Origin of the sequence: Microcella sp. (genome assembly GCF_033763155.1) — a bacterium.
Taxonomy (GTDB): Bacteria; Actinomycetota; Actinomycetes; order Actinomycetales; family Microbacteriaceae; genus Microcella.
Window position 1 is genome coordinate 1 of the sequence record NZ_JANRKZ010000073.1, and the last position, 13,786, is coordinate 13,786.

General features: G+C 63.3%; 16 protein-coding genes. 8 read left to right on the forward strand and 8 right to left on the reverse strand.

Annotated features, from left to right (window positions below):
• Nucleotides 1-262 precede the first annotated feature (262 nt).
• The 4 genes from trxB to SFU54_RS03195 all read left to right on the forward strand — a co-directional run bounded on the left by trxB (nt 263) and on the right by SFU54_RS03195 (nt 4,036).
• Nucleotides 263-1,219, forward strand: coding sequence for a thioredoxin-disulfide reductase (gene trxB, locus SFU54_RS03180; RefSeq protein ID WP_319014868.1), 957 nt, complete (start codon nt 263-265; stop codon nt 1,217-1,219).
• A gap of 27 nt (nt 1,220-1,246) precedes the next feature.
• Nucleotides 1,247-1,570: a thioredoxin gene (trxA, locus tag SFU54_RS03185; RefSeq protein ID WP_319014869.1), complete on the forward strand. Its 324-nt coding sequence runs from the start codon at nt 1,247-1,249 to the stop codon at nt 1,568-1,570.
• A gap of 147 nt (nt 1,571-1,717) precedes the next feature.
• Complete coding sequence (locus tag SFU54_RS03190) at nt 1,718-3,028, forward strand: PLP-dependent aminotransferase family protein (protein ID WP_319014870.1); 1,311 nt, start codon at nt 1,718-1,720, stop codon at nt 3,026-3,028.
• 33 nt (nt 3,029-3,061) lie between these two features.
• On the forward strand, nt 3,062-4,036 hold the full coding sequence (locus SFU54_RS03195; protein ID WP_319014871.1) for a D-alanine--D-alanine ligase: 975 nt from the start codon (nt 3,062-3,064) through the stop codon (nt 4,034-4,036).
• 12 nt (nt 4,037-4,048) lie between these two features.
• On the opposite strand, the gene SFU54_RS03200 is transcribed toward SFU54_RS03195, so the two are convergent.
• From SFU54_RS03200 to rpmH, 8 genes are all read right to left on the reverse strand, one after another.
• The gene (locus SFU54_RS03200; RefSeq protein WP_319014872.1) at nt 4,049-5,002 is read right to left on the reverse strand and encodes a ParB/RepB/Spo0J family partition protein; all 954 of its coding nucleotides are present in this window, start codon (nt 5,000-5,002) and stop codon (nt 4,049-4,051) included.
• Nucleotides 5,002-5,895 carry a ParA family protein gene (locus SFU54_RS03205; protein ID WP_319014873.1) on the reverse strand — a complete coding sequence of 298 codons (894 nt, stop codon included), beginning with the start codon at nt 5,893-5,895 and terminating at the stop codon, nt 5,002-5,004. Before SFU54_RS03205 ends, SFU54_RS03200 begins: the two co-directional genes overlap by 1 nt.
• Nucleotides 5,896-5,988: 93 nt before the next feature.
• Nucleotides 5,989-6,621 (reverse strand): 16S rRNA (guanine(527)-N(7))-methyltransferase RsmG, encoded by a 633-nt coding sequence (rsmG, locus tag SFU54_RS03210; RefSeq protein ID WP_319014874.1) that lies wholly within the window; start codon nt 6,619-6,621, stop codon nt 5,989-5,991.
• Nucleotides 6,622-6,673: 52 nt separating this feature from the next.
• The gene (locus SFU54_RS03215; RefSeq protein ID WP_319014875.1) at nt 6,674-7,201 is read right to left on the reverse strand and encodes a protein jag; all 528 of its coding nucleotides are present in this window, start codon (nt 7,199-7,201) and stop codon (nt 6,674-6,676) included.
• Nucleotides 7,202-7,203: 2 nt separating this feature from the next.
• A complete protein-coding gene (yidC, locus tag SFU54_RS03220) occupies nt 7,204-8,154 on the reverse strand; it encodes a membrane protein insertase YidC (protein WP_319014876.1) in 951 nt (316 codons plus the stop codon).
• Nucleotides 8,155-8,163: 9 nt separating this feature from the next.
• On the reverse strand, nt 8,164-8,538 hold the full coding sequence (gene yidD / locus SFU54_RS03225) for a membrane protein insertion efficiency factor YidD (protein ID WP_413466551.1): 375 nt from the start codon (nt 8,536-8,538) through the stop codon (nt 8,164-8,166).
• Nucleotides 8,478-8,816: a ribonuclease P protein component gene (gene rnpA, locus SFU54_RS03230; RefSeq protein ID WP_319014878.1), complete on the reverse strand. Its 339-nt coding sequence runs from the start codon at nt 8,814-8,816 to the stop codon at nt 8,478-8,480. Before rnpA ends, yidD begins: the two co-directional genes overlap by 61 nt.
• An 8-nt stretch (nt 8,817-8,824) precedes the next feature.
• Nucleotides 8,825-8,962, reverse strand: a complete 138-nt coding sequence (rpmH, locus tag SFU54_RS03235; protein ID WP_120789077.1) for a 50S ribosomal protein L34 — start codon at nt 8,960-8,962, stop codon at nt 8,825-8,827.
• A 299-nt stretch (nt 8,963-9,261) separates the two neighbouring features.
• Between rpmH and dnaA the strand changes: the two genes are divergently transcribed.
• From dnaA to SFU54_RS03255, 4 genes are all read left to right on the forward strand, one after another.
• Nucleotides 9,262-10,674, forward strand: coding sequence for a chromosomal replication initiator protein DnaA (gene dnaA, locus SFU54_RS03240; RefSeq protein WP_319014879.1), 1,413 nt, complete (start codon nt 9,262-9,264; stop codon nt 10,672-10,674).
• Nucleotides 10,675-11,083: 409 nt separating this feature from the next.
• On the forward strand, nt 11,084-12,226 hold the full coding sequence (dnaN, locus tag SFU54_RS03245; RefSeq protein WP_319014880.1) for a DNA polymerase III subunit beta: 1,143 nt from the start codon (nt 11,084-11,086) through the stop codon (nt 12,224-12,226).
• A gap of 5 nt (nt 12,227-12,231) precedes the next feature.
• Nucleotides 12,232-13,389, forward strand: a complete 1,158-nt coding sequence (recF, locus tag SFU54_RS03250; protein WP_319014881.1) for a DNA replication/repair protein RecF — start codon at nt 12,232-12,234, stop codon at nt 13,387-13,389.
• The coding region (locus tag SFU54_RS03255) for a DUF721 domain-containing protein (RefSeq protein WP_319014882.1) at nt 13,389-13,786 on the forward strand (398 nt) is incomplete at its 3' end. The genes recF and SFU54_RS03255, both read left to right, overlap by 1 nt.

The window sequence follows — 13,786 nt, forward strand, 5'->3', positions numbered from 1 at the left end:
GACGCCCTTTCGGTGTCAGATCGGCATTAGCGTGAACCACGAAGACCTCCGGTCTCGATGCGAGTTGTCAGATACCCACATCGTTCCGGAGGTCTTCGCTACTTCACACGTTCACAACGTCCCGGGTCGTTACAGCTAGGCGTCAACCGCGGCACGCGTGAACGCTCGGTGAACTCCCCGGGGCGCGGAATAGCCGCGCCCTATGCTGGGTTACTGCTTCTGTCGACCGCACTTCGCCATCGACGACCTCGTGAGGAATTCCATGCGTCACGTCATCATCATCGGCTCGGGCCCGGCGGGCTACACCGCCGCCATTTACGCTGCGCGCGCCAACCTTTCTCCGCTTGTGATCGCGAGCTCGGTGGAATTTGGTGGTGAGCTCATGAAGACCACCGAGGTCGAGAACTTCCCCGGCTTCCCCGACGGCATCATGGGCCCCGACCTCATGATGCGCATGCAGCAACAGGCCGAAAAGTTTGGTGCTGAGATCGTCTATGACGACGTCGTGTCGCTCGAGCTCGACGGGCCGGTCAAGGCCGTCACGCTCGGCAACGGTGAGCGGCACGAAGCGCACGCCGTGATATATGCCACCGGCTCGGCCTACCGCAAGCTCGGCCTGCCCGACGAAGACCGCTTGAGCGGCTACGGCGTCTCGTGGTGTGCCACGTGTGACGGAGCATTCTTCCGGCAGAAAACCGTCGCCGTGATCGGCGGCGGTGACTCGGCGATGGAAGAAGCCACCTTTCTCACGCGCTTCGTCGACAAGGTCTACCTGATTCACCGCAGCGAGAACTTCCGAGCATCCGCCGCCATGATCGATCGTGCGAAGGCCGACGAGAAGATCGAGTTCATCATGAATGCGCGCGTCGAGCAGATCCTCGGGGCTGACCTCGTGAGTGGCATCGGCATCGTCGACACCGTCACGGGCGAGCAGCGTGTGCTCGACGTGCAGGGCGTGTTCGTGGCGATCGGCGCCGACCCGCGCACCCACCTCGTGCACGGCGTGCTCGAGCTCACCGAGCAGGGCACGATTGCCGTGGATGGCCGCTCATCACGCACGAGCCTCCCCGGCGTCTTCGCCGCGGGTGATGTGGTCGACCCGACCTACAAGCAGGCCATTACTGCGGCCGGCAGCGGCACGGTGGCGGCCCTCGACGCCCAGCACTACCTCGAGACCATTCACGACGCCAGCCGCGCTGCGGCCACCGCGTCGGCCTAATCTGACCACCTGACACAAGGAGAACCCATGAGCACGCGCGATGTGACCGACGCCACCTTTGAGGCCGAGGTTCTGAAGAACGAGAAGACGATCATGGTCGACTTCTGGGCCGAGTGGTGTGGTCCGTGCCGCGCCGTCTCCCCGATCCTCGACGCGATCGCTGCCGAGCACCCCGACAAGCTGGAAATCGTCAAGCTCGACGTCGACGCCAACCCCGAGACGGCCATGAAGTACCAGATCACGTCGATTCCCGCGATGAAGGTCTTCCGCGGCGGCGAGGTCGTGAAGACCGTGATCGGCGCCAAGCCCAAGCCTGCGCTCGAGGCCGACCTGGCCGAGTTCTTGGCCTAAGAGATTCACCGCCGAGAAGACCGTCCCCACACCGGGGGGCGGGCTTCTCGGCATTCGGCCCGTATTCTTGAACCCACGTGCTCTGGGGGAGCGGCCGGGACGGCGCTCTGCACTGGTGGCACGCCGACCATCCAGAACGGGCACAGCATGACGATCTCCCGCGAGGGCACCAACCTCGACCCGTGGTACGGGCACTATGCCGCGCGCACGTCCGGCCTGAGCGCCTCCGAAGTGCGCGCGTTGTTCGCCGTGGCCTCACGCCCCGAAGTCGTCTCGCTCGCGGGTGGCATGCCCTACGTCTCGGCCCTGCCGCTCGCCACCGTGACCGAATCGATGGAGCGCGTCATGCGCGACCGCGGCCCCGCGGCACTTCAATACGGCTCGGGCCAGGGCACGCCCGAATTGCGTGAGCACATCCTCGAGATCATGGCGCTCGAGGGCATTCGCGCGGGCGTTGACGACCTCGTCGTCACGACGGGCTCGCAGCAGGCCCTCGACCTCGTCGCCAAGCTCTTCCTCGACCCGGGCGATGTCGTGCTCGCCGAGTCGCCGTCGTACGTCGGCGCCATGGGGATCTTCCGCTCGTACCAGGCCGAAGTCGCGCACATTGCGATGGATGCCGACGGCATGATCCCCGCGGCCCTCACCGAGCGCATCCAGTCACTGCGCGCGGCGGGCAAGCGACTCAAGCTGCTCTACCTGATTCCCAACTTCCACAATCCCGCGGGCGTGACGCTCTCGAGCGAGCGCCGCCTCGAGATCATCGACATCGCGCGGTCGGCGGGCATCCTCATTCTCGAAGACAACCCCTACGGTCTGTTGTGGTTCGACCGCCCGGCACCCGCGGCCATGCGCAGTGTCGAGACCGACGGCATCGTCTACCTGGGCTCGTTCTCGAAGACGCTGGCTCCGGGCTTCCGAGTCGGGTGGGCTCTTGCTCCCCACGCTATTCGAGAAAAACTCGTGCTTGCGGCCGAGGCGGCCATCCTCAGCCCCAGCTCGCTCAACCAGATGGTCATCAGCGACTACCTCGACAAGGCAGACTGGCGCGGCCAGATCGACGTGTTCCGCACCCTCTACCGCGAGCGCCGTGACGCCATGATCGAGGCGCTCGAGCAATACCTGCCCGACCTGACGTGGACGGTTCCCAACGGCGGCTTCTACGTCTGGGTCACCCTCACCGAAGGCCTCGACTCGAAGGCCATGTTGCCGCGCGCCGTGAAAGAGCTCGTGGCCTACACGCCGGGCACCGCCTTCTTCGCCGATGGCTCGGGCCGCGGGCACTTGCGACTCGCATTCTGCTACCCGCCACCCGCTGAAGTGCGCGAGGGCATCCGTCGCCTTGCCACCGTCGTGCGGGGCGAGCAAGAACTGCTCGAGACGTTCGCGACCACGGGGCCCATCGCTGTGCCCGCCTATGACCCGCATGTGGCGAGCCCGCCGCCCAACCTTTCTTGATCCCTTCCTTTCTTGACGACGGATGCCGCGCTCATGATTGACCACACCGCTCCCTCTCCCGCTCAGCGCGTCGCCGTGCTTGCCGGCGGCATCTCGCACGAACGCGACATCTCGCTCAAGTCGGGGCGTCGCGTCGCCGATGGGCTCGCCGCCCACGGGCTCGACGTGACCCTGCTCGACCCGGATGCGGCTCTGTTGCCTGCACTGCTGGCCGATCGTCCTGACGTCGTGTGGCCGACGCTGCACGGCGCGAGCGGTGAAGACGGCGCGCTGCGCAGCCTGCTCGAGTTTCTCGGACTGCCGTATGTCGGCTCGTCGGCCAGCTCGACGCGCCTCGCATGGGACAAGCCGCGCGCCAAGACGATCGTTGAGCGTGCCGGGGTACCGACACCGCACTCGATCGCCCTGACGCGCGATGCGTTTCGTGAGCTCGGTGCCGAAAGTGTGTTGTCGGTGGTCCGGGGAGAGCTGCCTCCGCCCGTCGCCGTCAAGCCGGCTCAAGGCGGCTCAGCCCAAGGCGTCAGCCTCGTCGACACCGACGACGAACTGCGTCGCGCCATGGTGCTCGCCTTCACCTACTGCGATGTCGCTCTGATCGAACAGCGCATCACGGGTGTCGAGGTCGCCATTGGCATCATCGATACGGGTGATGGACCCGTCGCCCTGCCGGCAGTTGAGATCGAGCCTCTATCGGGCGTGTACGGCTTTGAGGCCCGCTACAACGCCGGAGAGACGCGCTTCTATGCTCCCGCCCGAATCGACGACGCCACGGCCGCTCGCGCCACCGAGGTGGCTCTCGCGGCGCACCGAGCGCTCGGCCTGCGCCACATCAGCCGCATCGACCTGATCATCGACGGTGCCGGCACTCCGTGGTTTCTCGAAGCGAGCGTCATGCCCGGCCTCACCGAGACCTCAACGTTCGCGCTCGCGCTCGAAGCCGCGGGGCACGACGTCGGATGGGTCTACGCCGAGCTCGCTCAAGCCGCAGTGCGTGACACTCGCGCCTAGACGCGCCCCCACTCAGCGAAAGCCGTCATCACCCAACTCCGCCACAATGCGGTTGAGGTCGCCAATGGTGGCGAAGTCGATGACGATCGTGCCCTTCTTCTGACCCAGCGTGATCGTGACGCGAGTGTCAAGGCGGTCACCCAGTCGCTCGGCGATCTCGTTGAGTTGACCCTGGCGAGACCCTGCCGTGGGCTTCCTCGCAACAGGTACTCGTGGGCCCGACCCGCTCAACAGCGCTGCCGCGGCCTCAGCCTGGCGCACCGACAACTCTTCGTTGACGATCTTGTCGGAGAGCTTGAGCATCGCCGGCGTGCTGCCTGCGGCGAGAATCGCACGCGCGTGGCCCGGTGTGAGCACCCCCGCGGCGACCCGCGCTTGCACCTGAGGCGGAAGCTTGAGCAAGCGCAGGGTGTTCGTGATCTGCGGGCGCGACCGCCCGAGGCGCTCGGCAAGCTGCTCTTGCGTGATGCCGAAGTCTTCGAGCAACTGCTGGTACGCGCTCGCCTCTTCGAGAGCGTTGAGCTGGGCACGGTGCAGGTTCTCGAGCAGGGCATCCCGCAGCATGTTGTCGTCACTCGTATTGCGCACGATCGCGGGAATGGCCTCGAGGCCGGCGATCGTGGATGCCCGCAAGCGCCGCTCGCCCATGATCAACTCATAGGCGGGCTCACCGGCCCGGGCGCCCGCACGCTCGCGCACCACGATGGGTTGCAGCACCCCGAACTCGCGAACCGAGTGCACGAGTTCGGCCAGTTCTTCTTCGCGGAACTCGGTGCGCGGCTGCTGCGGGTTCGGCACGATGTCACTCGGGGCGATCGCTGCGAGCCGAGCACCGGGCACGACCGCGAGCTCTTCGCCCTCGGTCGTCGCCGGGGCAGGAAAGAACACGTCGACGGGGCGCTCGCCCTCGCCGGTAGGAATGAGGGCGCCGATGCCGCGACCCAGGCCGGTGCGCTTCTGAGCCATTACGCGGTCACCCCGCGGTGTGCGATCTCGGCGGCAGCCTCGAGGTACGAGAGCGAGCCGGGTGATCCCTCGTCGTAGCTGATGACGCTCTGGCCATAGCTGGGCGCCTCACTGATGCGCACCGATCGAGGGATGACCGTGGTCAAGACCTGCTGGGGGAAGTGCTCGCGCACGTCATCGACCACCTGATTGGCCAGGTTCGTGCGCGAGTCGTACATCGTCAGCAAGATCGTGGAAACCCGCAGTTGCGGGTTCAAGTGCCGCTCAATGAGCTGGATGCTGTTGAGCAACTGGCTGAGTCCCTCCAGCGCGTAGTACTCGCACTGGATCGGAATGAGCACTTCGCGCGCGGCAACGAAGGCGTTGATCGTCAAGAGACCGAGCGACGGCGGGCAGTCAATGAACACGTAGTGGAACGGTTCGTCACTCGCCGAGAGAAATGCGTCGAGGGCCGTGCGCAAGCGCTGCTCGCGAGCCACGAGCGACACCAACTCGATCTCGGCACCGGCGAGGTGGATCGTGGCGGGAACGCAATACAGCTGAGCGAACTCGGGACTCTTCTGCACGACATCGGCCAGCGCGACATCACCCACGACCACGTCGTACACACTGGGGGTCTCCGCCCGGTGCTCAACACCCAGAGCGGTGGATGCGTTGCCTTGCGGGTCAAGGTCGATGACGAGCACGCGCGCGCCAGAGCGGGCCAATGCCGCAGCAAGGTTCACGGTCGTCGTCGTCTTACCCACGCCGCCCTTTTGATTCGACACGGTGAAGACGCGGGTCGACGACGGCAACGGCAGCGTCGTGGCATCGAGGGCAATGCGGCGACGAGTGATCTCGGCGACCTCACGCGCCAACGGCGTGGTCTCGTCGTACGGTCCCTGGGTCGTCACTAGTGAGCCTCCTGCTCGAATGTTTCACGTGAAACGGGCGTCTCGAGGCGACGCCGTGCGAGCATCCGCACCGCCGTCAACGACCGCAGAGCGTCAGGATGCCCCGCCTACTGTAGCCCGAAACAGCCGAGTCACTTCCGGCACGATGCCCTCACCGAGCTCAAGCACCTCACCGCCACTCACGCGGTAGCGGCGGAGCACTGTTGTCGCGGCCGCCATCTCGTCGGTGATGCGGGATCCCTTCAAGAAGATCAGCTCACCACCGGGACGAACAAGGGGAGCGGTGAGCGGAACAAGTTTGGCGAGCGCACTCACGGCGCGTGCGGTCACCTGGTCAAAGGGACCGGAGGCCACAGCGTCTTCCGCACGCGCGCGAACCACCGTGACGTTCGCGAGGCCCAGCCGCTCGCTCTCGTCTCGCAACCAATCGGTGCGACGTTCCATCGGCTCAATCAGCGTGAGCTGAACATCCGGGCGGGCAATGGCCAGCACGAGACCCGGAAGCCCGGCTCCGCTGCCCACGTCGGCGACCCGACCCCCGGAGGTCAGATAAGGCGCAACGACCCCGCAGTTGATGATGTGGCGAGACCAGAGACGCGCTGCTTCGAGGGGACCAATGAGCCCGAGGGTTTCGCCGTGCTGGGCAAGATCGGCCGTGAACTGACGTGCGCGGTCAAGATGCTCGCCAAAGACGAGCGCCGCGCCGGCTGGCTCCGGCTCAATCACCGCAGCAGGCTCCCGAGGCCCGAATGTTTCACGTGAAACAGTGGGGGAGTCGTCAGCCACGACGGATGACAGTGTGGCGCTCGGCGCCCTCGCCCTCCGACTCCGAGGTGAACCCTCGCTCGCCGACGAGATCATGAACAAGCTTGCGCTCGTAGCTCGACATGGGCGGGAGGGCTGCTGACGCGGCTCCTGCCTCGATGCGCTCTACCGCGCGGTCAACCAAGCGCTGGAGCTCATCAGCCCGAGCGTCGCGCGAGCCCGCGATGTCAAGGATGAGCCGCGAGAACTCGCCCGTGCGAGCGTGCACAGCGAGCCGCGTGAGCTCTTGCAGCGCCGCGACCGTGTCTGGCTTCGAGAGCGTGCGGAGAGCATCCGGTTCTTCTGCCTCAATCGCGAGATAGATGCGACCCGCCCGCGCCGTGATTTCGATGTCACCATCGAGGTCGGCGAGGTCAAGGAGCTCTTCGAGGTAGTCGGCGGCAATGTCGCCTTCGTCAACCACACTCGTGTCGTCGCCGGCGACAACGTCGACGGTTTCGCTGACCTCTGGCTCGAGCAGGTTATCTACGGTCTCGGTCATGGTCAGCGACCACCCTTCTTCTTCGCGCGGTTCTTGCTGACCGGCTGCTGGCGCTGCGCCTTCTTCGGCTCCTCGATCACGGTGCCCTCTGGCTCCTCATCAACGATGCCCTTGCGCTGGCGCTTCTTGGCGAGTCGTGCTTCGCGCGCCAATGCCGCTTCGCTACCCGGAGTCGGCATGTTCCGAATGACGATGAACTGCTGCACCATCGTCCAGATGTTCGAGACGAACCAGTAGAACATCACGCCGAGGGGGAAGGCGACGCCCGAGAACAAGAAGACCACGGGAAGGATGTAGAGCAAGATGCGCTGCTGCCGGTACATCGGCGAGGCCTTCATCTCGGGGCTCTGGTTCTTCGACATGATCTGCAACTGCGTGATGAACTGCGACGCGGTCATGAGCACGATGAGCACGGCGGCGATCACGATGACCCACACGTTTCCGCCGTTGTTGACCATGGTTGATCCGAGGGGGGCAATGCCAAAGAGCGTCGCGCGACCAAACTCTGCCGACAGTTCTTCGTTCAGAAGGCCCACACCAGAGAGCCCGTTGAACGAGCTGTTGAGCACCGAGAAGAGCCCGAAGAAGATCGGCATCTGCAACAGGATCGGCAAGCACGACGAGAGCGGGTTCGTGCCGTGCTTCTTGTAGAGGGCCATCGTCTCGCGCGACATGGCTTCGCGCGAGAACTGATCGCGCTTGCCGCGGTACTTGTCTTGGATCTTCTTGAGGTCAGGAGAGATCTCGAGCATCTTGCGCTGGTTCTGAATCTGGCGCACAAAGATTGGGATGAGCGCCGCACGCACGACGACGACAAGACCCGCAATCGACAGCACCCAGGTCAGACCGGCGGCGCTCTCTAGACCGATCGCCGTGAACAGCGTGAGGAAGCCCACGAGGATCGCCTCGATCGCCCATTTGATGGGCCAGAGGATGATGGCGAAGATATCCATGGTGGCGGGTTATGCCTTTCTCTCGAGCACGATCAGGCCCCAGCGGGTTCGCCGATAGGGGGAGTTCTCTTTCACGGGCCAATCATCGATTCCGCCCTCTGCCCACGGGTGGCATCGAGCAAGTCGACGTGTCGCCAGCCACCCGCCCTTGACGACACCGTGTTCTTGAACTGAACCGAGTGCGTAGGCAGAGCAACTGGGGTAGTAGCGACAGACGTCCCCGTAGAGCGGGGAGATCACGGCTCGGTATGCACGCAACACCATGACGACCGCGTTGCGGGGAATGAGCGCAACCGTGCGGGCACCCCGAACGATTGTGTCGTTCATGAAGCCGTCACCGCCCGTCGCAATCCATCGCTGATCTCCGTCCGCAGGGTATCCCACGAGGCCTCATGTGCACCCGGAAGAGCACGAATGACGATGAGGTCCGAGGTGGGAACCTCGGTGAGGGCACTGGCACAGATCGACAGAATGCGCCGGCGAATACGGTTTCGAACCACCGCGCCGCCGACCTGCTTCGACACGATCACACCGAAGCGTGGCCCATCGTCTTCGCCGACGAGTCGATACAGAACGGCATGGGGTGAGCTGATTCGCCGACCACGGCGCACAGCCCGCCGGAAATCGTCACCCTGGACGACCCGGTGAGCTCGCGGGAGCACCGGCGTGCTTAAGCGGAAAGTTCGCTGCGGCCCTTGCGACGGCGCGCGGCCAGGATGGCGCGGCCAGCGCGAGTGCGCATGCGCAGACGGAAGCCGTGAACCTTCGCGCGGCGGCGGTTGTTCGGCTGGAAGGTGCGCTTGGTCATGGTTCTCTCCTCGGCCCTGTGGGCCAGCGACGACGAAACTCGGATGTCCGATCGCTGCGATTCAGGTCCGGACAGAAGTCAACCGGTTAACAATAGGTCCCGACCATGCCGCGGTCAAACCGCCATAACCCGCCGGCGCATTATCCACATGATGTGCAGAGAGCGTTGGTAACGACGCGCCGCGTCGGATTACAGTAGGCACCAGTCTTCTCGAGGCCCGACTCCGGGCGCATCGACCAGTTATCCACAGCGGCGTCCACTGCCTGGCGGCGCCCGTGATTCATCAAAGGAGCCACGCAATGCCCGACGAAACCGATTCCCCGCACGATCTGTGGGAGTCGGTGAAGGCAGTGCTCACCGCTGACGATCGAATCACGCCACAACTTCACGGGTTCATCAACCTCGTCGAGCCGCGTGGCGTCATGGCCGGCACCTTCTACCTCGAGGGGCCCAACGAGCTGACGCGCGGCATGCTCGAGCAGCGCATCCGTTTACCTCTGCTCAGTGCGCTGACGACGGTGGCCGGAGAAACGGTGTCGAGCTTTGCGATCGTCGTGAATCCCGAGATCAGCAATGAAGAACTCGACAGCACCAACGAACCGATGGACCAGAGTCCGTCGTATATCGAGCAGAGTGTCGCGCCGGCGACCACCGACGCGTCGGGACGACGAGGCGACAGTCGGCTCAACGACAAGTACAGCTTCGACAACTTCGTCATCGGTGGATCCAACCGATTCGCTCACGCGGCGGCCGTTGCCGTGGCCGAAGCTCCCGCCAAGGCCTATAACCCGCTCTTCATCTATGGCGAGTCAGGGCTCGGCAAAACTCACTTGCTGCACGCCATCGGTCACTACGCCGAAAGCCTCTACCCGGGCATCCGCGTTCGCTACGTCAGTTCAGAAGAATTCACGAACGACTTCATCAACTCCATCGCCAACAACCGAGCGAGCCTCTTTCAATCGCGGTATCGCGAGATCGACATCTTGCTGATTGACGACATCCAGTTCTTGCAAGGCAAAGACTCGACGCAAGAGGCCTTCTTCCACACCTTCAATACGCTGCACGACCACAACAAACAGGTCGTCATCACGAGCGACCTGCCGCCCAAACACCTCACGGGTTTCGAAGATCGCATGCGCAGCCGGTTCGAGTGGGGTCTCATTACCGACGTGCAAGCGCCCGACCTCGAGACGCGCATCGCGATCCTGCGCAAGAAAGCGCAAAACGACAAGCTTCAGGTTCGGGATGACGTACTCGAGTACATCGCTTCGAAGGTCTCGAGCAACATCCGCGAGCTCGAAGGAACACTCATTCGCGTTACCGCGTTCGCCAATCTGAACCGCACGCCGGTCGACATGCAGCTCGTTCAGACAGTGCTCAAAGATCTCATCACTCTTGACGAAGACAACGTCATTGCACCGGTCGACATCATCAATCACACCGCGGCGTACTTCAAGCTGACGGTCGATGACTTGTATGGGTCATCGCGATCACAAGCCGTCGCCACCGCTCGACAGATCGCCATGTACCTCTGCCGCGAGCTGACGAATCTGTCACTACCCAAAATCGGGCAGCTGTTCGGAAACCGCGATCACACGACGGTGATGTACGCGAACAAGAAGATCAGTGACCTGATGAAAGAGCGTCGCTCGATCTACAACCAGGTCACGGAGCTCACGAGCCGCATCAAACAAAACCACCGCTACGGGTAAATCGATCTCGCATTCCGTGCCCTCGACACAGCAGACGTTCAGTTTCATTGCACGTTTCGCACACTGGGGACAGCCTGTGGATAACTCCGTATCGGTATGGGGATGAAATGTTGACGAGTCGGCTCAGTGTGTGAAAGCCGACGATGCCGGCACACGGTTCTCCCCGACACACCGACGGGCTCTCCACACACTCTGCACATCTTGCACCCGTGTAGTTCCCCACGATTTCAGGACGTTCGTGCAGTTACTCACACTGTGAACAGCGGTTAATGATGGTGTTCTCTTCTTCTCTTTCATGACTGATGAGAGATAACTTTTCGAGAGATGGAGCTCGTCAACCGCCCGCACACGTGCTGTGCCAGTATGGAAGGCCCCGGGTGCCGGGGCAGGTCGACCAAAGGGGAGCCGCGTGAAGTTCCAGGTCAATCGCGACGTGTTCAGCGAGGCAGTGTCGTTCGCCGTCAAACTTCTGCCGCAACGCACAACGTTGCCCATCTTGAGTGGGGTCTTGCTGCGGGCCGAGGGGTCGACCGTCACGTTGTCGTCGTTCGACTATGAAGTCTCGGCACAGACGTCCATTACGGCTGACGTCTCTGACGATGGCACCGTTCTCGTCTCTGGTCGGTTGCTCGCCGATATCGCATCGCGTCTTCCGAACGCTCCCGTCGAGTTCGCCACAGATGAGGGAAAAATCGCGGTCCGCTGCGGTTCAGCACGGTTCACTCTGTCGAGCATGCCTGTTGAGGAGTATCCGAGCTTGCCCGTCGTCGACGGACCCAGCGGCGTACTGCCCGGCGAAGCATTCTCCGATGCTGTCGCACAGGTTGCCGTGGCCGCGTCGCGCGACGATGTCACGCCGGTCATCACGGGTGTGCAGCTCGAGATCGCCGACAACCGCTTGTCGCTTGTGGCAACCGACCGATACCGCGTCGCGGTTCGTGAGATTGATTGGGAATCGTCGGCGGTCGCTGAGGGAGTCACGGCACTCGTTCCCTCGCGCACCCTTTCTGAAATCGGCAAGATCTTTGCCCACGCCGCGACGGTCACGGTGACGATCGTGAGCGGTGGCGATCGCGAACTCATCGCATTCTCGGCCGATCAGAAGACGGTGACGTCACTGCTGATCAAGGGCAACTTCCCGCCCGTTAAGCGACTCTTCCCCGAGTCCGTCGAGAACTATGCCGTCATGAACACCGCTGACCTCATCGAATCGACTCGTCGTGTTCAGCTGGTACTCGAACGGGATGCGGCCCTTCGCTATAGCTTCTCCGACGACGGACTGACGCTCGAAGCCATCGGCTCAGAGAACGCTCAAGCGTCCGAGACCATTGATGCTCATGTCACGGGCGGCGAGACGACTGTCTCGCTCAAGCCACAATTCTTGATCGATGGGCTCTCTGCCGTGCATAGTGAGTTCGTGCGCATGTCGTTCACCAAGACCGACAACCCGAACAAGCCCGGACCGGTTCTCATTACGAGTCAGTCATCGAAAGATCAACCGGGCACGGACAACTACCGCTACTTGCTGCAGCCGAACCTGCTGCTGCGCTAACGCGCGTGCACGTCACGCACCTCTCGCTCGCCGACTTCCGCAACTACGCCCGCGCCGATGTTGCGCTTGCACCGGGGGCGGTGTTGTTTGTTGGTCGCAACGGGCAAGGAAAGACCAATCTCGTTGAGGCAATCGCCTATGCCGGATCTGCCGCCTCGCACCGTGTATCGAATGACCACGCGCTGATCAGATTTGGTGCTGATTCAGCGGTCGTGCGCTTGCGCGTGCAGCATGATGATCGCGCCGTGGTCATCGAGGTGGAACTCAATCGAGGGTCGCCTAATCGAGCTCAGGTCAATCGATCTGCTGTTCGCTTACGCGAACTTCCTCGCTACTTTGCGAGTGTCATTTTTGCGCCCGAAGACTTATCACTTGTGAGGGGTGACCCGGGCGGGCGACGAGCTTTTCTCGACACTCTCGTTGTGCAGCGATCGCCGCGGTTTGCGAGCGTATTGAGTGATTACGAACGAGTGGTGCGACAACGTAACTCTCTCTTGAAATCCGCCCGAGCATCCCGATTGCCGGCCGACAGTCTGACCACTCTCGATGTGTGGGATGACCGCCTCGTCAGTCTCGGCACAGAACTGATCGTTGCGCGTGCAGAGCTCATTGACGCCATGCGGCCCCACGTGGCGCGCGCGTACAGCGCCGTCGCGGGCGACGACCATCACACACGACTGAGTCTGCGATTGAGCGTCGATGACGATGACGATGACGACCGATCATTTCCATCGCCGCCCGAAACCATCGACGATGCAGACACCATTGCCGATCGTTTTCGGCGCCGACTTGCCCAGCGACGTCGAGCTGAACTTGATCGCGCGGTGACGCTTGTTGGTCCACATCGCGACGATCTCGTGCTCGAGCTCAACGGTTTGCCGGCGCGCGGCTACGCCAGTCATGGCGAAAGTTGGTCGTATGCACTTGCTCTCAAGCTGGCTTCGGCCGAGGTGCTGCGCGCCGAAGCAGTCGCCGGTGACCCCGTGCTGATTCTTGATGACGTATTCGCCGAGCTTGATGAGGGTCGTCGTGAACGGCTGGCCGACGCCGTCGGCGGTTTCGAGCAAGTGCTCATCACCGCTGCTGTTGGCGCGGATGTTCCCGCCCGGCTTGCGGCGACCCGCATTGGCATTGCCGCCGGTGAGATCGTGGATGTCTCGTAATGGCTACGACCACTCCCCCTTCTGACGCCACGTCGCCGGATCGTGATCCGACCGAGTCAGAAGCGAGCGCTGTTTATCGCCGCCTGCGCCGGGTGTTCGGTGACCCCACGATGCGGTCGACGGATGCTCGAAAACGTGCCACGCGCATCCCCGGAGATTCGACGCCCTTTGGTGTGGGCCGCGACCCTTCTGGGCTCGGCGACGTGCTCGACGCGGTAACCCACACCCTCGGGTGGACGTCGCCGCTCGCCCGTGGCGAGTTGCTCACCGCGTGGCCCGAATTGGTGGGAGTCGATATCGCTGCTCACTCTGAACCGGTCGGCATCGACGATGGCGTGCTCACGATTCAGTGTGATTCGACGGCGTGGGCGACACAATTGCGCATCATGCGCGCCGA